Consider the following 18,732-nt stretch of genomic DNA (forward strand, 5'->3'; position numbering starts at 1 on the left):
TGAGGAGCCGCGCGGCGACGGAGGAGCGAGCGGTGACGAGGGAAGCTCGTGCGTTGGAGCGCGCCGGGACTGAGCGGGTGGAGGGGTGCGTGTCTTGGGGTGCTGCGCGGGCTGGACTGAGGAGCCGCGCGGCGACGGAGGAGCGAGCGGTGACGAGGAAGGCTCGTGCGTCGGAGCGCGCCGAGACTGAGCGGGAGGCAGGGAAATGAGCGCAGCGAACGGCCCCACGGGCCATGTCGTGGTCGTCGGCGGCGGCATCTCCGGGCTCGCGGCCGCCCACCGCCTGCTGGCCGGCGGGGCCCGGGTGACCGTCCTGGAGGCGACCGGCCGGCTCGGCGGCAAGCTGTACGCGGGCGAGATCGCGGGCGTCCCCGTGGACCTCGGCGCCGAGTCGATGCTCGCGCGCCGCCCCGAGGGCGTGGACCTGGCGCGCGCGGCCGGGCTCGGCGACCGGCTCCAGCCGCCCGCGACCGCCACCGCCTCGCTGTGGACCCGCGGCGGGCTGCGCCCGATGCCCAAGGGCCATGTGATGGGCGTGCCCGGGGACCTCGCCCCGCTGGCCGCCTCCGGGGTGATCTCGGAGGAAGGGCTCGCCCGGATCGCCGCGGAGCCCGGGCTGCCGCGGCCGGAGCTGGGCGAGGACGTCGCCCTCGGCGAGTTCGTCGCGGAGCGGCTGGGCCGGGAGGTCGTGGACCGGCTGGTCGAGCCGCTGCTGGGCGGGGTGTACGCGGGCGATGTGTACCGGACGTCCATGCGGGCGGCGGTCCCCACGCTCTTCGAGGCGGCCCGCACCCACGGCTCGCTGACCGAGGGCGCGCAGGCGCTCGCCGCGCGGGCCGCGGCGGCGCAGCCCGGCCCGGTGTTCACCGGCATCGACGGCGGGATCGGGCGGCTCCCGCTCGCCGTCGCCGACGCGGTGCGCGCCGCGGGCGGCGAGATCCGCACCGGCGAGCCCGTGCGCGAGCTGCGCCCGACCGCCGCCGCTGCCGGTCGCGATGGCGCGGGGGAGGGCCGGGCGGCCCGCTGGACGGTCGTCACCGGCCGCGGCGAGACGCTGGAGGCCGACGCCGTCGTGCTCGCCGCCCCCGCACCGGTCGCGTCCCGGCTGCTCGCCGCCGACTCCCCGGCGGCCTCCGCCGAGCTGGCCGGCGTGGACTACGCCTCCATGGCGTTGATCACCATGGCCTTCCGCCGCGCCGACGTGGAAGGGATCGTCCCGGGCAGCGGATTCCTCGTGCCGCCCGTCGAGGGCCACACCATCAAGGCCGCCACCTTCTCCAGCCGCAAATGGGGCTGGCTGGGGAAGGCCGACCCCGAACTCTTCGTGCTGCGTACCTCGATCGGGCGGTTTGCCGACGAGGCGGACCTGAGCCGCGACGACGACGATCTGGTAGGGCTGTCGCTCGCCGACCTCGGCGAGGCCATCGGCCTGGCCGCGCGCCCGGTCGCCACCCGGGTGAACCGCTGGGAGGGCGGGCTGCCGCAGTACCCCGTGGGCCACCTCGACCGCGTGGCCCGCATCCGCGCGGAGGTCGCGAAGCTCCCGGCGCTGCGGGTGTGCGGCGCGGTGTACGACGGCGTGGGGATCCCGGCCTGCGTCGCCAGCGCCCGCACCGCCGCCGACGAACTGCTGGAGCTGCTGGCCACGCGACGCCGCCCGGACTCACCCGAGGCCGTTTAGGCCCTGTCCAGCGGATCTTGACGCCTGCGGCGGGCTCCTGCCCCGCCGGACACCGGCTAGCCGCCACCCAGGCGCGGGGCGCCGGGCGCGGAGAGCGAGAATAGGGACCATGACTGCTGCATCCGCTCCCGAGACCGGCCCGTCCGGCAAGGTTCCCAACGCCGGCAAGAAGGCCAAGGACCTCAACGAGGTCATCCGCTACACCCTGTGGTCGGTGTTCAAGCTGCGCGACCTCCTGCCGGAGGACCGCACCGGCTACGCAGACGAGGTCGAGGAGCTGTTCGCGCAGCTCGCCGCGAAGGACGTCACCGTGCGCGGCACCTACGACGTCTCCGGGCTGCGCGCGGACGCGGACATCATGCTCTGGTGGCACGCGGAGACCTCCGACGCCCTTCAGGAGGCGTACAACCTCTTCCGCCGCACCAGGCTGGGCCGGGCCCTCGAGCCGGTCTGGTCGAACATGGCGCTGCACCGCCCCGCCGAGTTCAACCGCTCGCACATCCCGGCGTTCCTGGCCGACGAGAACCCCCGCGACTACGTCAGCGTGTACCCCTTCGTCCGGTCCTACGAGTGGTATCTGCTGCCCGACGAGGAGCGCCGCGCGCTGCTCGCCGACCACGGCAAGATGGCGCGTGGCTACCCGGACGTGCGGGCCAACACGGTCGCGTCCTTCTCGCTCGGCGACTACGAGTGGATCCTCGCCTTCGAGGCCGACGAGCTGCACCGCATCGTCGACCTCATGCGCCATCTGCGCGGCTCCGAGGCGCGCCGGCACGTGCGCGAGGAGGTGCCGTTCTTCACCGGGCGGCGCAAGCCGGTGTCCGAGCTGGTCGCCGGGCTGGCCTGACCGGGACCGCCCACGGCCACCCCTGCGCCGCCGTCATCCGTACGCCGCGCCCGCGGCCGGTTCCGTTTCCGGTTCCGGTTCTGCTCCGGGACCGGGCGCCGACCAGACGGTGGGCTCGGGCAGCGCGCGCGAGGCGCAGGAGGCTGAGCGGCCCGGCGTCCGCCCGGTCAGCAGGTACGTGTCGACGTGGCGGTTGACGCAGGCGTTGGGGCCGCCCCACAGCCCGTGGGTGCCCGCCTTCCGCTCGGTGACCAGCGACGAGCCCGGCAGCCGCCGCCGCAGCTCCTTGGCGCCCTCGTACGGGGTGGCCGCGTCCCGCTCGGCGGCCAGCAGCAGTACCGGCGGCAGCGTCCCGCGTCCCGCGCCGCCCCGGGGGCCCACCGTCAGCGGCCGCCGGTGCGGTGCGGACCAGTAGGCGCACGGCAGGTTCATCGCCGCGTTGTCCCAGGTCTCGAAGGGCGCGCGGCGGGCCAGCGCGGTGTTGTCGCGGTTCCAGCGGGCCCAGCGGCGCGGCCAGGGCGCGTCGTTGCACTGCACGGCCGTGTAGACGGCGTTGCCGTTCTCCTCGGACACCGCCGCGGCCGGGTCGGGCGCGGCCAGCGTCACCAGGGGCTCGGGGTCGCCGCCGAGATACGCGGCCAGCGCGTGCGCGCTCGGGTCCCAGTAGGCGTCGTTGTAGACGGTCCGCTGATACGCGTCCTGGAGCTGCGCGGTGCCCACCTGCCCGCCCGCCGGGTGGCGCGCCAGCCGCCGCCGGGCCTTGTTGTAGGAGGCGAGCACCTTCGCCGAGGTGTCGCCGAGGTGGTAGACCTCGTCGTACCGGGCGACCCAGCGCCGCCAGTCCCGCCAGCGCCGCTCGAAGGCCAGCGACTGCTTCAGATTGCTGCGGTACCAGATCTGCCGCGGGTCGGGGTCGACCACGCTGTCGAAGACCATGCGGCGCACATGCCGGGGGAAGAGCGTGGCGTAGACGGCGCCGAAGTACGTGCCGTAGGAGGCGCCCACGAAGTTGAGCCGCTTCTCGCCGAGGGCGGCGCGCAGCACATCGAGGTCGCGGGCGTTGTTGAGGGTCGTGTAGTGGCGCAGCGCGCGGCCCGTGCTGCGGGCGCAGCCGCGGGCGTAGGCCCGCGCCCGCTTGACGATCTTCCGCTTGAAGGCCGCGGAGGGGTGGACGGGGAAGTTCGTCGGCGCCTTGGCGAAGGCGGCCGGGTCCTGGCAGGACAGCGGCCTCGAGCGGTCCACGCCGCGCGGGGCGTAGCCGACGAAGTCGTACGCCGCGGCGGCTTTGCGGAACGCGGCCACACTGGCGTACGCGGGGAACCCCAGGCCTGAGGCGCCGGGCCCGCCCGGGTTGTAGAGCAGCGCGCCCTGGCGGCTCGACCTGGGGCCGGTGGCGCGGATCCGGCTGACGGTGAGGGACAGCTGGGTGGCGCGGGGGTGCGCGTAGTCCAGGGGCACCTTGACGGTGCCGCAGCGGGCCGCGTCGGGCAGTTCCTCGTCGAGCGGGCAGCTGCCGAAGTCGACGCCGCGGGCGGCGGCGCGCCGGGCGGCGAGCGCCACGCCCCGGTCCTCGGCGGCGGTGCCGGGGAGGGAGGCGGCCGTGGCGGCGCCGGTTGCCGCGGCGGCGGTGGCGGCGGGCGCCGGGGCGGCGAACAGGGCGGCCATGGCCAGGGCCAGGGACAGCGGCCGGAGGACGCCGTTCAGCGGTACTGCTCCCACGGGCCGTCCCCTCGTAGTGCGTTCGCGTTCCGCTTGTCGTTCCGCGACGACCTGTCACTTGTCATTCCGTGACGAAAGGGATACTTGGCCCGGCGGCCGGCCATGTAAAGCACCGCGCCGAGGTGTCGGGGTCAATGACCCCAATGCGCTTTGAAGGCCGAACGCAGCTCGGGGTCGGGGAGGGCGGACGCGCCGTGCAGCGCGAGCGCGACGAGCATCGCGTGTTCACCGCCGCCCCGGCCGTCACCGCCGCCCCGGCCGTCACCGTCGCCGCGGCCATCGCCGTCACCGTCGCCGTCACCGCTCTGTCCGCCGACGCGTCGGGCGGGCCGGGCGGGCCGGGGCCGGGGCGCCTCGATCCGGCCCAGCAGCCGCTGCCCGGCGGGCGACGCCCACCGGGTGTACGGATGCACCTCGGCGTGGGCTATCGCCAGGCAGCCGAGCGTCAGCAGCAGCGGGAGCGCGAACCACGCCGCCGCCTGTCCCCGCCCCGAGTCGGGTGGCACGATCAGCAGCGCGGCCACCCCCATGAGCAGGACCAGCCCGGTGGCCGCCCACACCTGACGGACCGCGGCCGCCACGTTCGTACGCGCCGCCGCGGGCACCGCGAGCCCGGCGGCCACCAGCCGGTCGGCGAGCGCCCGGACCGGGGCCGCGGCGGCGAGCGCGGCCCGCACCGGAGGGACGGGCGACTGGCCCCGCGGGCCTATCGCGGCGATGACGGAGCGCTCCAGCTCGTTCCGGCCCTCCGGGTCCACCACCGTGACCCAGCCGGTGTGCGCGAGCAGCAGCCGGCGCTGACGGTCCATCGCCACCAGGGCGAGATCGCCGACGCGCTGCGGACCGCCTGACAGGAACGCCACCTCGTACAGGCTCAGCCGGCGGCCGGCCCCGGCGCCCTCGGGCTCCCGGGCGGCGGCGACGGCGGCCGAGCACAGCCGGGCGCTGGAGACGACGGCCGCGGCACAGGCGATGAGCAGGAACAACAGCCAGAACATGGCCGATTTGTACTCGACCCGCCCCGCCTTCCGCCAGACATTTCATCAGATGAACGCGGTGGTGGCGGACGCCCGCCACGCCTCGCCACCGCCACCGGGATACGACGCGGCCGGTCAGCCGCCCCCGCAGCCGCCACCCCCGCCGCAGCTGGAGCCGCCCCCGCCCCCGCAGCTGGAACCGCCGCCGCAGCTGGAGCCGCCACCGCCGCCGCCCCCTCCGCCACAGCTGGAGCTGCCGCAGCTCGAACCGCCGCCCCCGGAGCCGCCGCCGCACCACGAGCCGCCGGAGCTCCCGCAGGACGTCGACCCCGAGGAGTTGGAGGAGGCGGAGTTCGAGGACCCCGAGGAGCCGGAGGACGAGGCCGCCGCGGCGGCCTGGACGCGCTCCGCCTCCAACAGGTGGTGCCGCAGCAGCTCGTCGGCGGCCAGCGCGCCCACCCCCGCCAGCGCGACCGTCTCGGCCACGGACGCCACCCGGGTGCCATCCCTCGACTCGGTCGAGGCGTACGCGAGGTTCCGCCGGAACGACGCCAGCGCCCGCCTCCCGGACACCGTGATCCGCTTCCTGTTCGAGGCGGCGCAGATCACGGCGGTCAGGAACCCGGCGAACAGCGCCGGGAAGATCTTGAAGATGAACGGCAGCCCGCCGTCGTACTCCTCTCCTGTGGAGGCCCAGATGCCCAGGAACACGCCCGCGACGCAGGCGAGCGTCTGGAGGGCGGCCATCCACCGCCAGAAGCGCATCTTCTCCGGCCGCACCATCAGCCCGCGTTGCGCGAGCCGGTCGCCGATCGACTGCACCGCCCGGTGGCGCATCAACTCCGAGCGCAGCAGGGTGAGTCCGCCGTGCGGCGCTCGGGCGTGCACCTCAAGCAGCGCCTCCTCCACCGGGTTGCGGGCCACCGCCTGCCGCACCGAGACCACCCCGGGGCCGCCCACCGCAAGCCGCCCGTCGGTGTACATCTCGCAGATCACCGTGTCGGCCACCCGGCCCGGGCCGGCCTCCAGGAAGGCGGCCTCCAGAAGGTCGTGCGCCCGGTTGTCCCCCTTCGTGCCGGCCCCGCTCCGGGAGCGCACCGTGCCCGTGATGAGCGCCGCCGACGACACCGCGACCGCCAGATACACCAGTTCCGTGTTCATGTTCCTCACCTTCCGAGCAGCGCGAGTCGGGCGGCCCGTGCCAGGCGCGCCGCGGGGCCGGGCCGTACCGGAGCGGGCCCCGACCGCTCCTGCCACCACTGCGTCAACTGCCGCCGCGCCGCGGGGTCCTCCGGCCGCTCGGCGGCCAGCAGGTGCTCGGCGAACGCCAGGGCGTCGCGCCGGTAGCCGGCGGTCATCGGGCGGCCCAGGGCGTAGTCCAGGAACGCGGGGCGATAGCCCGTGCCCAGGATCCGCGGCAGCTCGGGGGCGACCTTCCCGACCACATCGGCCCGCTTGGCCACCAGCGCCCGGCTCTGCACCCCCAGCCGCCGCCGGTCGAACCCCTCCGGCGCGGGGGTGCCCGCGACCAGCGAGGACAGCAGGGACGCCTGCGCGAGCGCGAGCCGCCCCCGGGCGCCCTCCACGGCCTCCTCCACGGCCTCCGGCCCGGTCACCGAGCCGGCCGGGGCGGTCGCGGCGGTCGAGCCGGCCGGGGCGGTTACGGCGGCCGCCTCGGAAGTGTTCCGGACCCCCTTGGCCACCACGCCGCGTATCGCGTCGAGTTCGGCCGCGAGCTCCCCGGTCGCGGGGAAGTTGTCGTCGCGCTCCAGCAGCACGCCGGGCGGCGCCGTACGGGCGCACAGCTCGGCGAGCACATCGAGCACCGGCTGGGTCACCGGGTGGGCGTGGCTGTCGTGCCACACCCCGTCCCGCTCGACCCCGCCCGCGACATGGACATACGCGATGGCCGAGGTCGGGAGCGCGTCCAGGGCCGCCGCCGGGTCCTCGCCCCGGTTGACGTGGTTGGTGTGCAGATTGGCCACGTCGATCAACAGCCGTACGCCCGTCCGCTCCACCAGCTCCGCGAGGAACTGCCCCTCCGTCAACTCCTCGCCCGGCCAGGAGATCAGCGCCGCGATGTTCTCCAGCGCGAGCGGCACCGGCAGCGACTCCTGCGCGATGCGGACGTTCTCGCACAGCACGTCCAGCGCGTCGCGGGTGCGCGGCACCGGCAGCAGATGCCCGGCCTCGGCCGCCGGTGAGGCGGTTCGCGGGCCCCCCGCCCGTACGAACGCGATGTGTTCCGTGACCAGTGGCGAGCCCAGCGCCTCCGCCCGCTCGGCGAGCGCGGTGAGCCGTGCCGTGTCCGGTCGCTCCGCGCCGCCGAGGCCGAGCGAGACGCCGTGCGGGACGATCGTCGTCCCCCGCTCCCGCAGCCGCAGCAGCGCGTCGGGGAGGTGGCCGGGGCAGATGTTCTCCGCCACGACCTCCACCCAGTCAATGCCCGGCAGTCGCTCGATGTCATCGGCGATCTCCGGGCGCCATCCAATGCCGGTTCCGAGGCGCCTCATGGCTTCCCCCTCCTCGTCCGTCCCCTCGTCTGGGGTGATGACCCCGCTGGGAAAGGACGAACCCAGGAGCGGTGCGGTTCAGAGGTTCATTTGAGCTTCGGGCGTTCACGGTGTGCCGCGTCCCGGACAAGCGGAGATCGACGGTCGGCCAAAGTCCCCTTTTGTGGCGTGTCGTACGTGACGCACGTCGCGGAATGTCATTACTGTTACAAACTTTTGGCGCTCTGAGGCGACAGATGTTCGGAAAGCATCATAGGGTCGGACCGTCTTCGGGGGGACGGACCATCAGACCTTTGGCCGCGCCCCGCGCGCGGATCGTGGGGGACACGTGCAGGGCAGCAACAACGCCGGGGGAAGACACCGCCGCGAGGCACCACCGCGAAGAGCGCCGCGCGGCAGGGCGGCGAGCGGCAGTGCGCCGGTGGCCTTCCAGGGGTGGGCGCTGCGCCGCTGGGCCGTCCGCCGTATCCGGCTGGACTATCCCCGCGCGGGCAGAAGCGGCCCCTTGCGCTGGCTGCCCTCGTGGCGGCAGCTGGCCATGCTCTTCCTGTTCTGTGTCGGCGGGCTGACCGGCGTGCTGAGCTTTCTGTATCTCCAGACCGACATCCCGGAAGACCTCAACGACTTCGCGACCCAGCAGGACAACGTCTACTACTGGGCCGACGGTTCGGAAATGGCCCGCACGGGCCCGGTCAACCGCCAGGAGGTCCCGCTCGACAAGGTGCCGGAGAAGGTGCAGTGGGCGGTGCTCGCCGCCGAGAACGCCAGCTTCTACTCCGACAGCGGCGTCTCGCCCAGCGGTTTGATGCGCGCCCTGACCCGGATGGTGACGGGCGGTGAGACCCAGGGCGGTTCCACCATCACTCAGCAGTATGTGAAGAACGCCTATCTGAATCAGGAGCAGACCTTCTCCCGCAAGCTCACCGAGATGTTCATGGCCATCAAGCTGGACGACCGGATGGACAAGGAGGAGATCCTCGAGAGATATCTCAACACCAGCTGGTTCGGCCGCGGCACCTATGGCATCCAGCGGGCCGCCTACGCCTATTACGGCAAGGACGTCTCCAAGCTCAATGTGAGCGAGGGCGCCATGCTGGCCTCCCTGCTCAAGGGTGCCGGGACCTTCGACCCCACGCTCGGTGCCAAGAACCACCGCCGGGCGGAGGAGCGCTGGAAATGGATCCTGGACCGGATGGTGGACATCGGCAGGCTCTCCAAGGCCGAGCGCGCCAAGTACACGAAATTCCCGGAGCCCAAGGCGCCGCCGAAAGCGGAGGGGCTGACCGGCCAGGTCGGGTATCTGGTGGAGACGGCGAAGGCGTATGTGGCCTCCCACACCGATATCTCCGACGCCGATTTCGACCTGGGTGGCTATCAGATACACACCACCTTCGATAAGTCGAAGGTGAACGAGCTCGCCAAGTCGGTGGACAAGATGCGCGACGGCCTCGACCCGAAGTCGCGCAAGGAGGACCGGTACGTACGGATCGGCGCCGCGTCCGTCACCACGGACGGCCGTATCGCCGCGCTCTACGGCGGCCCCGGCTATCTCGAACAGGGCTTCAACGACGCCAACGCCTCGAATGTCCCGGCCGGCACGTCCTTCACGCCCTTCGTCTACGCCGCGGCCCTGCGCGACGGCGTACAGCTCGAACGCGACGGGGCGCGCACCCCGGTGTCCCCGACCAGCCTCTACGACGGCAACGACAAGGTGGCCGTGCGCACGCCCGAGGGCCCGTACTGGGACCGCAACGGCCAGATCGTGCGCGGTACGAACGACGGGCACCGCTCGTGGGGGCAGGTGACACTGCGTCAGTCCATCGAGGAGTCGATCAACACCCCGATGATGCAGCTCGGCATGGACGTGGGCCTGGACCGGGTGCGCAAGGCGTCCGTCGACGCGGGGCTTCTGCCCAGCAGCTTCGGCGACCGGGTGCCCGCCTTCTCGCTCGGCACGGCCACCCCCAGCTCCATCCGCATGGCCAGCGCTTACGGGACGTTCGCGGCCGGCGGCAAGCACACCCCGCCGTACTCGGTCACCGGGCTCACCCACCGCGGCGAGCAGGTGCCCCTCGAAAAGCAGGCCGCGACCCGGCCGTTCAGCCAGGAGGTGGCGGCGCAGGTGAACGAGGCGCTGCACGGTGCGGCGCAGAGCGGGACCGCGCGGACGGCCTCGGTGATCGGCCCTGATGTGGCGGGCAAGGCGGGTACCGAGCAGGACAACACCTCGTCGTGGTTCGTGGGTTATACGAAGGAGATGTCGACGGCCGTCTCGCTGTCGCGGCTGGATCCGAAGACCCAGGAGCTGCTGCCGCTGGACGGGCTGGGCGGATCCGGCACCGGGAGCACCGACGGCACCGTCGGTACCGGCGGGGTTCCCGGGACCTCCGATCCCGCCGGCACCACCACTCCGGGCGCCGGATCCACCTACGCCGTCGACATCTGGACGCGCTATATGAAGGCCGTCACTTCGTCTTCGTGAAGGTGGACCAGTCGGGCGTCTGAGCCGGATCCAGCGTGCGGAGCTTGTCCAGGACCTTCGGGTCCTGGGCGTCCAGCCAGTCGGCGAGCTGCTTGAACGAGACGCACTCGACGCCCTTGCGGGGGCACACGTTCCGCATCACGTCCTCGATGGCCTGCATATAGATGCCGCCGTTCCAGGTCTCGAAGTGGTTGCCGATGAACAGCGGCGCCCGGCTGCCGTTGTAGACGCGCTCGAAGCCGTTCATATAGCCCTCGCGGGTCAGCCGCTCCCACTCCGGGTACCTGGCCGGGTCGCCCTCAGTGGTGTCGCCCGACTGGTGGTAGAGGAAGTTGAAGTCCATCGAGAGGACCTGCTTCTCGCTCTCCGGGTAGGGCACCAGCTGAAGCGGGAAGTTCCAGATCCCGTCCTTCTTCGACGGCCAGATCTGGAAGTCGCCGGGCGAGCTCGCGTCGTACCGCCAGCCCATCGACTTGATGGCCGGGATGAGGTTCTTCTGTCCCTCCAGGCACGGCGCCCGGCCGCCCACCAGCTCGACGTCGTAGTCGAAGGGCAGCGGGGCGACGTCCGTGAAGCCGGTGTTGGTCTTCCAGTTCTTCACGAACGAGTAGGCCTGCTCGGTCTCGCTCTTCCACTCCTCGGTGCTCCAGTCCTCGCCGCCCTTGGCGCCGCAGAAGTGGCCGTTGAAGTGGGAGCCGATCTCATTGCCCTCCTGCCACGCCCCGCTCAGCTGCTCCAGCGTCTCCCGTATGTGCTCGTCGGTCGGGTACGAGATCGCGGCCGAGCCCCGGTTGTGCTGCGGCGGCTGGTACAGGCCGCTCTTCGACTTGGGCAGCAGATACATGCCGCTCAGGAAGAACGTCATGGTGGCGCCGCTCTCCTTGGCCACGTCGCGGAAGTGGGAGAAGAGATGGTCGCCGTTCTCCAGCGCCCCGTCCCAGGAGAAGACCACGAACTGCGGTGGTTTCTCGCCGGGTTTCAGCTTCTTGATCTTGAGCTGGTTGGGCTGCGGCCCGGTGTACGAGGTCGAGCCGTCCCCGAGCACCTTGACCTTGCCGTCCCAGTCGGCGTACTTGTCCTTCTTCTTCTTGGTGCCGGGGGTCTCCCCGTCCGGCACGGGGGAGGAGCCGGCCACCGGGGCCTTCCCCTCGGGCGAACCGTCGTCCGCCTCACCGCCCGACGGCAGGACGGCCAATAACACGGCGACGACGACGGCCACGACGATCAGCGCGCCCATGGGGCCCGTCACGCCGTAGGCGTTCCTCGGCCTTAACGCTTTCAAAGCCTTCAAGGTCTTCAAGCCCCCCTCACGGGTCGCGCCCCCGGAGACAGTACGGCTCACCAGTATCACTGAAGAATTACCGTCTCTTCACACGGGCCCCGCATTGATCGGCCGCCGCCCCGCGATGCGCCGCCGCCGGTCCTGGGCGATGCTGGATAAACACGTCAAGAGGTGAGAGGCAACGGATGCGTACCACCGGACTGACATCCCGCACGCTGACCGCCCTCCGCGCCAGGCGTCCCTACCCCGCGGTCACCATCACCCTGCCGACCCACCGCCGCGAGCCCTACCGCCCGGCGGACACCGTGCGGCTGCGCAACCTGATCGCCGAGGCCAAGCGCCGGCTGGAGGCGGACCCCGACGTCCCGCGCGAGGCCCGCTACGACATCAGCGGGCAGCTCGACCGGGCCCTGGCCGATGTGGACCTGCGCTACGCCCTGGACTCGCTCGTGATCTGCGCGGCGAAGGACGAGAACGAGGTGTGGTCCCTGCCGAGGGCCGCCCCCGAGCGCGTCGTCTTCAGCGACACCTTCCTGACCCGCAACCTGGTCGCGGCGCGGGAGCGGACTCGCCCCTACTGGGTGCTGGCGGTCGCCGTGGACCGTACGACGCTGTGGCGCGGCAGCGACGGCAACCTGGTGGAGGAGCGCGCCGCGGGCTTCCCGCTGGAGCCCGAGCCGATGGACAACGAGGACGTCGAGCGCAAGGAGCGGGTCGGCGACGTCCCCGGCCCGTACGACGACGAGGGCACCCGGACCTATCTGCGGCAGGTCGACACCGCCCTGGACGCCCTGCTGACCACCGACCCGCTCCCGCTCTACCTGGTCGGGCTCGCCCCCGCGCTGAGCCTCCTGGAGGAGGTCGGCTCGGCGGCCAAGGCGGCCGACAGCAGGGTCGTCAAGGGCGGGCTCCAGCACGGCCCCGCCCGCGCGCTCGCCGACGCGCTCCGGCCCGCCCTGCGGGAGCAGGCGGCGCGGCACACCGGGCGCGTCCTCGAACGCATCGGGATGGCGCAGGGGCGCCGCGCCTTCGCCGCCGGTCTCGAGGAGGTCTGGCAGGTGAGCAAGGAAGGCCGGATCGAGCTGCTCGCCGTCGAGGAGAACTACCAGCGGACCGTGAGGGTCGCCGGTGAGCATCTGACCCCGGTCGACCCCGAGGAGGGCTCGCCCGCCGAGCTGGGCGCGGCGGTGCTGGAGGACATCGTCGACGAGATCATCGAGACCGCGCTGGACACCGGCGCGGAGGTCGCCTTCGTCCCGGACGACTCCCTGGCCGCGCACGAGCGCATCGCGGCGGTCCTTCGTTTCTGACGGGTCTTCGGTCACAGAACGCTCACAGTGGGGACGACGCGGCGTTGCCTGCCGCTGCCAGCGTGGCGGCCGGTCACCCCCCACCGCAAGCGACCGACCGAGGACAGCACCATGACGGCAACAGCCCCGGACGTCGTCCAGGGCCCCACCTCGCTCGTCCCGCGCCATGTCGCCCCCGACAGCTGCCGCTTCGTCCACGTCGACGCCGCGCATCTGTACGAGCACGTGGCGGGCGACATCGACGCCGCCCGCACGGCGATGGTGCCGACCGGGGTGGTGGCCCTGGACGACTTCCGCTCCGAGCACATCCCGGGCGTGGCGGCCGCCACCTGGGAGGCGGTGTTCCTGCGCGGATTGCGGCCGGTGTGTCTGAGCACCCAGAAGCTGTACGGCGCCTGGGGTGACCCCGAGCCGCTCCAGGAGGAGCTGATCGCCGACGAGGAGTGGCGGGCCGGGACGCACCTGAGCGTGCAGGAGATCGCCGGACAGCGGGTGCTGCGCTTCTCGGGTCGCCCGCCCAACCCGGCCGCGCCCCGCTCCCGGTACGCCGAGGAGCCCCGCGAGGCCGGGCGCACTGAGGTGGAGCCCGGCGCGCGGTGCCCGACGCCGGACCGTTCCGCGCCGTCCGCGCCGCGCCGCCGCGGCCCGGTCCGCAGGCTGGCGGCCGATGTGCTCCCGCCGGTCGTGACCCGGGCGATCCGCCGACGGAGCGCCGGCGGCCGGTAGGCGAGGGCGAACAGGGCCGTCAGGCGCGGCCGGGCCCGCGCAGGGCCGGGTGGTCGGCGACGACCGTGCACGAGCCGGGCGCGATCTCGGTGTACCCTGCGTCGCGCACCACCGGCAGACCGCTCGCGACCAGCCGGGCCCAGTGGTCCGCCGACGGGGTGCGCACCGACAGCGGGAAGCCGGCCGCCTGCCAGGCCATGCGGGCCGCGTCGTCCAGCTCCCACCACGCGAGCTGCGCGCCGTGCCCGGCCTGCGCCATGGCCTTGCCCGCCGACATGGCGATCTCCGGGTTCAGCCACAGCACCGGCGTGGCGGGATCCGGCACGGGCGGCGGCTCGGGGTCGTCCAGGTCGGTGCCCGAGACCTGGAGCTTGGCCAGGTCCTTCGGCCACCCGTCGAGCGGCACCGGGGGGAACACCCGCACCTCGGCCGCCGCCGCGCCGCCCTCGGCCGCCGGGCCGCCGAGCGTGATGCCCGGCAGCGCCTCGGCCCGCCGCCACTCCGCGCCCCGCGCCCGCCGTACGACCTTGCGGATCCGGGCGTCCTGCCAGCTCCGCACGGCCTCCGTCCACTCGCCGTCCGGCGCCGTCGCCCGCTCGTCCGACAGCAGCACGAGCACGGCGCGCGCCGCCGTCTCCAGGGCGTCCGTACGGGCCGGGGGCGCGGCCTTCTCGATGTGCACCACCAGGGGCAGCACGAACTGCGGCGCGGCGTCCCGGTCGGTCTCCGAGTGCCGGAACGGGCTGGTGCGGGCGGAGCCGGTGTCGGAAGAGAGGCCGGGGCTGGTGTCGGGGCTGGTGTCGGCGCTGGTCACGGGCCCCAGTGTGCCACCCGGGCCGACGTGCCCCCAGAACGGCCGCGACCGCATAGGCTCAACCGGCATGATGCTGCATGAAGTTGGCCGCCGTTACGGCCTGCGCGGGCCATGGGTGCTGCACGGCGTCGACCTCGAGGTACGGCCGGGCTCGCTGATCCGGGTGGTGGGGAGCAACGGCAGCGGCAAGTCCACCCTCCTGCGGCTGCTCGCCGGCATCGACGCACCCACCACCGGCCGGATCACCGGCCGCCCGTGCACCGCGTACGTCCCCGAGCGCTTCCCCGCGGAGCTGCCCTTCACCGCCCTCGGCTACCTCACCCACCTCGGCCGCCTCCACGGCCTCAGCGGCGCCGTGGCGGCGCGCGGGGCCGAGGAGTGGCTGGAGCGCTTCGACGCGGGCGGCCACGCGCGCATCCCGCTCGCCGAGCTCTCCAAGGGCACCAGCCAGAAGGTCGCCGTGGTCCAGGCCCTCCTGGCCGCCCCGGACCTCCTCGTCCTCGACGAGGCCTGGACCGGTCTCGACCAGGCCGCCCGCGCCGTCCTGGACCAGGCGGTCACCGACCGCGTCGCCGACGGCGCCGCGGTCGTCTTCGTCGACCACGACCCACGCCGCCTGGCCGACGCCGCCGACGAGGTCCTCCACGTCGTGGACACCCGGCTCGTCCGGGCGCCGGGCACGCCCGCCGCCCCCCTCCCGAGCGCCGCACCGACCGGCCGGGCCGCCGAGGCGCGCGTATGCGTCGAGGTGGAGGGTCCGCCGGGGGTCTCGCTGCCGGACGGCCTGCCGGGGGACCCGGCCGGCGAGCCGGGCCCGGGCGGGGCCGCGCCCGCCGTCCGGCTGACGGTCGCCGCCGCCCACTCCGACGCGTTGCTGCGCGCGCTCCTCACCGCCCGGCCGCCCTGGCACATCCGCACGGTGACGCCCGCGCCCGCCCAGGGCCGGGCCGTCCCCGGCGCCCCGGAGCGGCGGCCCCGGCCGCGGCCGGCCGGAGCCGGGGCGGCGGCCGGGCGGCGGCTGCCCGCGCTGCTGCGCTATCAGGCGGCGCTGCTGGCCCGCTCGCAGCGCTGGGTGCCGCCGATCGTCCTGTACGCGGCGTTCATGGGCATCGGCGTGGCGGCGGGCCAGCCGATCCTCGACTCCTTCGGGTACGCCGCGGGCGCACTGCTCCCCATCGCGGCCTGGCTGGTGCGCGTGTGCGTCAGCAACGAGCCGCCCGCGGCGCGCAACTGCTCCGCCGCGGCGACGAGCCCGGCCCGGGTCCACCTCGGCGCCGTGCTCACCGGGCTGTCCGCGGCGGCCGTGCTCGGCGTCGCGGGAGCGCTGTTCGTCGCCCTGATCAGCGATCCGAAGACCTCCGATCAGCGGATCGACATCTCACGCCTCGACGCGACGTCCGCCGGGCTGCTCGCGGCGCTCATCTGCGCCCTGCTGGGCGTGGTGGTCGGCGTGCTGTTCAGCCGTCCGCTGCTGCTCAGCAACGGCTGGGGCATCCAGGCCACCGCGGTCGCCTCGCTCCTGGTGCTGGTGGTCCAGGTGTCGCCCGCGAACGCCGCCGTGTCCGACCTGGTCGGCGGCTCGCACACGGGCACCGTGACGCTGCCCCTGCTGCCGCTCGCCCTGACCGCCGCGGCCGCCGCGGGGGCGACCGCGCTGGCCTGCGCGCTCAGCTCACGACGGTCCTGAGGCCGTACGGGGGCGTCGGCGCGGACGGCCCGCTCCGGCCGAGGCGGGCGGAGCAGGCCGCGGAGCGGCGGGGCTCAGTGGCGCCAGGGTCCGGTCACCGCGAAGGTCGTGCCCGGGGTGTAGCAGTTGACGTACATCGTGCGGCGGTCGGCCGAGAAGGTCACCCCCGCGAACTCACCCCACTCGGGCTCCTCCGGGGTGCCCAGGTTCTGGCGCCCCCGGGCCATCGGGTACACCTCCCCGCGCCTGGTCAGCCCGTAGACATGCTGCGCGCCGCTGCCGTCCTCGCAGACCATCAGGCCGCCGCTGGGCGCGAGCGTGATGTTGTCCGGTGACTCGCCGGGCAGCTGGACGTCCGTGCTCGGGCCGAAGACGATCACGAGCGTGAGGCGGCGCTGGTCCGGGTCGTACCGCCAGATCTGCCCGTAGTGGTCGGCGGCCGAGCCGTTCGCGCTCTTGGCGAAGCTGGAGACGAAATAGACGGATGTGCCGCCCCAGTAGCAGCCCTCCAGCTTCTGCGCGTGCGTGATGCCCTGGGGGCCGAAGTCCTGGAACCGGATCGGGGTCTGTCCGGCCAGCGGGTCGGGGACCGGCACCCACTCGATGTCGTGGAAGGTCGTGCCGGTCTCCTGGACGACCGACAGGTCCCGCACCCCGGGCACGCGCATCGCGTACAGGTCGCCGCCCGCGCGCAGCGAGCCCGTGCCGCCGAGCGGCTTGCGCGGCAGAAAGCGGTAGAAGAGGCCGAAGGGCTTGTCGAAGGCGTCCTCGGTCTCGTAGACGACGCCGTTGCGCGGGTCGATCGCGATGGCCTCGTGCTGGAAGCGCCCCATCGCGGTGAGCGGCACGGCGCCGGTGCGGCGCGGGTCGTACGGGTCGACCTCGAAGATGAAGCCGTGGTCCTTGGTGTAGCCGTTGGTGCCGGCCTTGTCCTCGGTCTCCTCGCAGGTCAGCCAGGTGTTCCAGGGGGTCGGGCCGCCCGCGCAGTTGACCGCGGTGCCCGCGATGGCGACGTGTTCGGCCAGGACGCGGTTGCCGGCGTCGAGTTCGAGGGCGGTGCAGCCGCCCATGCCCATGGGGTCGTAGGTGAGGCCCTTGACCGCGGGGACGCGGATCGCGGCGGTGGGGCGGTTCTCGTGGTTGCGGACCAGGTGGGTGCGGGCTCTGGCGCCGGACCGGCCGGGGAAGGCCGCCATGCCGTCGTGGTTGCTGGGGACCTTGCCCTCGCCGGAGCGCAGCTCGTCGCCCTCGCGGGACAGCACCCGGTAGCGGAAGCCCTTGGGGAGGTCGAGAAGGCCGTCGGGGTCGGGGACGAGCGGGCCGTACCCGCCCGAGCCGGCCGCGGCCTGCGGGCCCGGCTCGGCGGCCGCGGCGGTGCCGGCGAAGAGCTCGGAGATGGCACCGGCGAAGGCGATGGAGGCACCGGCCGCGCCGCTGCGGGCCAGGGCCTGACGTCGTGTTACTGACATGCGGTAACTCCCTGTTGGCGGACAGGAAATGTGACCGCACGTGTGTATCACGCGAATTCGCTTACGGGAACCATCCGATCGCGCGCCGCTGCTCCGTCAGTCGCCCGGCTGCTCCGTCAGCCGCCCCGCGTCGCGGGCGAGCGCCGTGAGCCGGGATATCGCCCGGAAGTACTTCTTCCGGTAGCCGCCCTGGAGCATCTCCTCGCTGAAGAGTCGGTCGAACGGCACGCCGGACGCCAGCACCGGCACCTCGCGGTCGTACAGCCGGTCCGCGAGGACCACGAGCCGCAGCGCGGTCGACTGGTCGGGCACCGGCCCGACCCCGGTCAGACACACCGCGTGGATTCCGTCGCACATCGCGCCGTAGCGGCTCGGGTGTACCCGGGAGAGGTGCTCGAGGAGGGCGGGGAAGTCGTCGAGCGAGGCGTCGGGCGTGCGGTGCGCGACGCGGGTGACGGCCTCGTCCGAATACGGGGCGGGGGCCTTCGGCAGACCGCGGTGGCGGTAGTCCTCGCCGTCGATGCGCAGCGCCCGGAAGTGGGCGGACAGCCCCTGGATCTCGCGCAGGAAGTCGGCCGCGGCGAACCGGCCCTCGCCGAGCTTGCCGGGGAGCGTGTTGGAGGTGGCGGCCAGCGCGACCCCCGCGTCGACCAGCTTGCCGAGGAGCGAGGAGACCAGCACGGTGTCGCCCGGGTCGTCCAGCTCGAACTCGTCGATGCACAGCAGCCGGTGGCCGCTGAGCGTCTGCACGGTCTGCTGGAAGCCGAGGGCGCCGACCAGGTTGGTCAGCTCGACGAAGGTGCCGAACGCCTTTTTCTCGGGCGCGCCCGGGGTGGCGTGCCAGAGGGAGGCCAGCAGATGGGTCTTGCCGACGCCGTAGCCGCCGTCCAGATACATCCCGCGCGGGCCGCGCGGCGCGGTGGGCCTGGACTCCCGGCGGAACCAGCTCCTGCGGCGGGGCTCCGCCGCCCCCGGGCCGCCGCCGACGGAGGTGGCGAAGGCCGCCAGCTCCTTGACGGCCGTGGCCTGGCTGGGCTGTCCCGGGTCCGGGATGTAGTTGTCGAAGCTCACCGTCGAGAAGCGCGGCGGCGGGACCATCTCCGCGACCAGACGCTCGGCGGGCACGTGCGGGGTGCGGGAGGCGAGGGCGACGGGGGCGGCGGGGATGTCGGTATTGCCGGGGGGTTCCTCGGCTATCGGACCCGCGGGCCTGTCGGACGTGGTG

The 18,732-nt window shown here is 73.5% G+C and carries 14 protein-coding genes; 6 read left to right on the plus strand and 8 right to left on the minus strand.

What is annotated here, in order from left to right:
- Window positions 1–205: 205 nt before the first annotated feature.
- The gene (hemG, locus tag ACZ4WQ_RS22245) at window positions 206–1,681 is read left to right on the plus strand and encodes a protoporphyrinogen oxidase (protein WP_398373750.1); all 1,476 of its coding nucleotides are present in this window, start codon (window positions 206–208) and stop codon (window positions 1,679–1,681) included.
- Between the two features lie 109 nt (window positions 1,682–1,790).
- The gene (gene hemQ, locus ACZ4WQ_RS22250) at window positions 1,791–2,528 is read left to right on the plus strand and encodes a hydrogen peroxide-dependent heme synthase (RefSeq protein WP_311723611.1); all 738 of its coding nucleotides are present in this window, start codon (window positions 1,791–1,793) and stop codon (window positions 2,526–2,528) included.
- 33 nt (window positions 2,529–2,561) lie between these two features.
- Here the strand turns inward: hemQ and ACZ4WQ_RS22255 are convergent, their stop codons facing one another.
- The 4 genes from ACZ4WQ_RS22255 to ACZ4WQ_RS22270 all read right to left on the minus strand — a co-directional run bounded on the left by ACZ4WQ_RS22255 (window position 2,562) and on the right by ACZ4WQ_RS22270 (window position 7,737).
- The gene (locus ACZ4WQ_RS22255) at window positions 2,562–4,193 is read right to left on the minus strand and encodes an alpha/beta hydrolase (RefSeq protein WP_398374002.1); all 1,632 of its coding nucleotides are present in this window, start codon (window positions 4,191–4,193) and stop codon (window positions 2,562–2,564) included.
- A 185-nt stretch (window positions 4,194–4,378) separates the two neighbouring features.
- Window positions 4,379–5,245 carry a TIGR04222 domain-containing membrane protein gene (locus tag ACZ4WQ_RS22260; protein WP_398373751.1) on the minus strand — a complete coding sequence of 289 codons (867 nt, stop codon included), beginning with the start codon at window positions 5,243–5,245 and terminating at the stop codon, window positions 4,379–4,381.
- 114 nt (window positions 5,246–5,359) lie between these two features.
- Window positions 5,360–6,385 (minus strand): TIGR04222 domain-containing membrane protein, encoded by a 1,026-nt coding sequence (locus ACZ4WQ_RS22265; RefSeq protein WP_398373752.1) that lies wholly within the window; start codon window positions 6,383–6,385, stop codon window positions 5,360–5,362.
- A 5-nt stretch (window positions 6,386–6,390) separates the two neighbouring features.
- On the minus strand, window positions 6,391–7,737 hold the full coding sequence (locus tag ACZ4WQ_RS22270) for an MbnB/TglH/ChrH family RiPP precursor modification enzyme (protein WP_361187144.1): 1,347 nt from the start codon (window positions 7,735–7,737) through the stop codon (window positions 6,391–6,393).
- Between the two features lie 538 nt (window positions 7,738–8,275).
- Here ACZ4WQ_RS22270 and ACZ4WQ_RS22275 point away from each other — a divergent pair.
- A complete protein-coding gene (locus tag ACZ4WQ_RS22275) occupies window positions 8,276–10,219 on the plus strand; it encodes a transglycosylase domain-containing protein (RefSeq protein ID WP_385350902.1) in 1,944 nt (647 codons plus the stop codon).
- On the opposite strand, the gene ACZ4WQ_RS22280 is transcribed toward ACZ4WQ_RS22275, so the two are convergent.
- A complete protein-coding gene (locus ACZ4WQ_RS22280) occupies window positions 10,203–11,468 on the minus strand; it encodes a polysaccharide deacetylase family protein (RefSeq protein ID WP_311723606.1) in 1,266 nt (421 codons plus the stop codon). The two genes, ACZ4WQ_RS22275 and ACZ4WQ_RS22280, sit on opposite strands and share 17 nt — an antisense overlap.
- Before the next feature lie 218 nt (window positions 11,469–11,686).
- Here ACZ4WQ_RS22280 and ACZ4WQ_RS22285 point away from each other — a divergent pair, with 218 nt between their 5' ends.
- The gene (locus ACZ4WQ_RS22285) at window positions 11,687–12,811 is read left to right on the plus strand and encodes a baeRF3 domain-containing protein (protein ID WP_385350884.1); all 1,125 of its coding nucleotides are present in this window, start codon (window positions 11,687–11,689) and stop codon (window positions 12,809–12,811) included.
- A 111-nt stretch (window positions 12,812–12,922) separates the two neighbouring features.
- Window positions 12,923–13,537, plus strand: a complete 615-nt coding sequence (locus tag ACZ4WQ_RS22290) for a class I SAM-dependent methyltransferase (RefSeq protein WP_398373753.1) — start codon at window positions 12,923–12,925, stop codon at window positions 13,535–13,537.
- Window positions 13,538–13,556: 19 nt separating this feature from the next.
- On the opposite strand, the gene ACZ4WQ_RS22295 is transcribed toward ACZ4WQ_RS22290, so the two are convergent.
- Entirely contained in the window at window positions 13,557–14,405 is an 849-nt protein-coding gene (locus ACZ4WQ_RS22295) for a peptidyl-tRNA hydrolase (protein WP_398374003.1), read from the minus strand.
- 13 nt (window positions 14,406–14,418) lie between these two features.
- Here ACZ4WQ_RS22295 and ACZ4WQ_RS22300 point away from each other — a divergent pair, with 13 nt between their 5' ends.
- Window positions 14,419–16,038, plus strand: a complete 1,620-nt coding sequence (locus ACZ4WQ_RS22300; protein ID WP_398373754.1) for an ATP-binding cassette domain-containing protein — start codon at window positions 14,419–14,421, stop codon at window positions 16,036–16,038.
- Between the two features lie 74 nt (window positions 16,039–16,112).
- Here ACZ4WQ_RS22300 and ACZ4WQ_RS22305 read toward each other — a convergent pair whose 3' ends face one another.
- Window positions 16,113–17,507 (minus strand): PhoX family protein, encoded by a 1,395-nt coding sequence (locus tag ACZ4WQ_RS22305; protein ID WP_385347643.1) that lies wholly within the window; start codon window positions 17,505–17,507, stop codon window positions 16,113–16,115.
- Window positions 17,508–17,603: 96 nt separating this feature from the next.
- Window positions 17,604–18,704 (minus strand): cell division protein ZapE, encoded by a 1,101-nt coding sequence (gene zapE / locus ACZ4WQ_RS22310; RefSeq protein ID WP_398374004.1) that lies wholly within the window; start codon window positions 18,702–18,704, stop codon window positions 17,604–17,606.
- Window positions 18,705–18,732: the final 28 nt, after the last annotated feature.

This window comes from Streptomyces sp. NPDC028305 (genome assembly GCF_055569495.1).

Excerpts from the sequence above, each read along its gene's own strand:
- ACZ4WQ_RS22305 (WP_385347643.1), bottom strand. The coding sequence starts at position 17,507 with ATGTCAGTAACACGACGTCAGGCCCTGGCCCGCAGCGGCGCGGCCGGT.
- ACZ4WQ_RS22290 (WP_398373753.1), top strand. The coding sequence starts at position 12,923 with ATGACGGCAACAGCCCCGGACGTCGTCCAGGGCCCCACCTCGCTCGTC.
- ACZ4WQ_RS22255 (WP_398374002.1), bottom strand. The coding sequence starts at position 4,193 with ATGGCCGCCCTGTTCGCCGCCCCGGCGCCCGCCGCCACCGCCGCCGCG.
- hemQ (WP_311723611.1), top strand. The coding sequence starts at position 1,791 with ATGACTGCTGCATCCGCTCCCGAGACCGGCCCGTCCGGCAAGGTTCCC.
- hemG (WP_398373750.1), top strand. The coding sequence starts at position 206 with ATGAGCGCAGCGAACGGCCCCACGGGCCATGTCGTGGTCGTCGGCGGC.
- ACZ4WQ_RS22260 (WP_398373751.1), bottom strand. The coding sequence starts at position 5,245 with ATGTTCTGGCTGTTGTTCCTGCTCATCGCCTGTGCCGCGGCCGTCGTC.
- ACZ4WQ_RS22300 (WP_398373754.1), top strand. The coding sequence starts at position 14,419 with ATGATGCTGCATGAAGTTGGCCGCCGTTACGGCCTGCGCGGGCCATGG.
- ACZ4WQ_RS22285 (WP_385350884.1), top strand. The coding sequence starts at position 11,687 with ATGCGTACCACCGGACTGACATCCCGCACGCTGACCGCCCTCCGCGCC.
- ACZ4WQ_RS22275 (WP_385350902.1), top strand. The coding sequence starts at position 8,276 with ATGCTCTTCCTGTTCTGTGTCGGCGGGCTGACCGGCGTGCTGAGCTTT.
- ACZ4WQ_RS22295 (WP_398374003.1), bottom strand. The coding sequence starts at position 14,405 with ATGCGGTCGCGGCCGTTCTGGGGGCACGTCGGCCCGGGTGGCACACTG.
- ACZ4WQ_RS22265 (WP_398373752.1), bottom strand. The coding sequence starts at position 6,385 with ATGAACACGGAACTGGTGTATCTGGCGGTCGCGGTGTCGTCGGCGGCG.
- ACZ4WQ_RS22270 (WP_361187144.1), bottom strand. The coding sequence starts at position 7,737 with ATGAGGCGCCTCGGAACCGGCATTGGATGGCGCCCGGAGATCGCCGAT.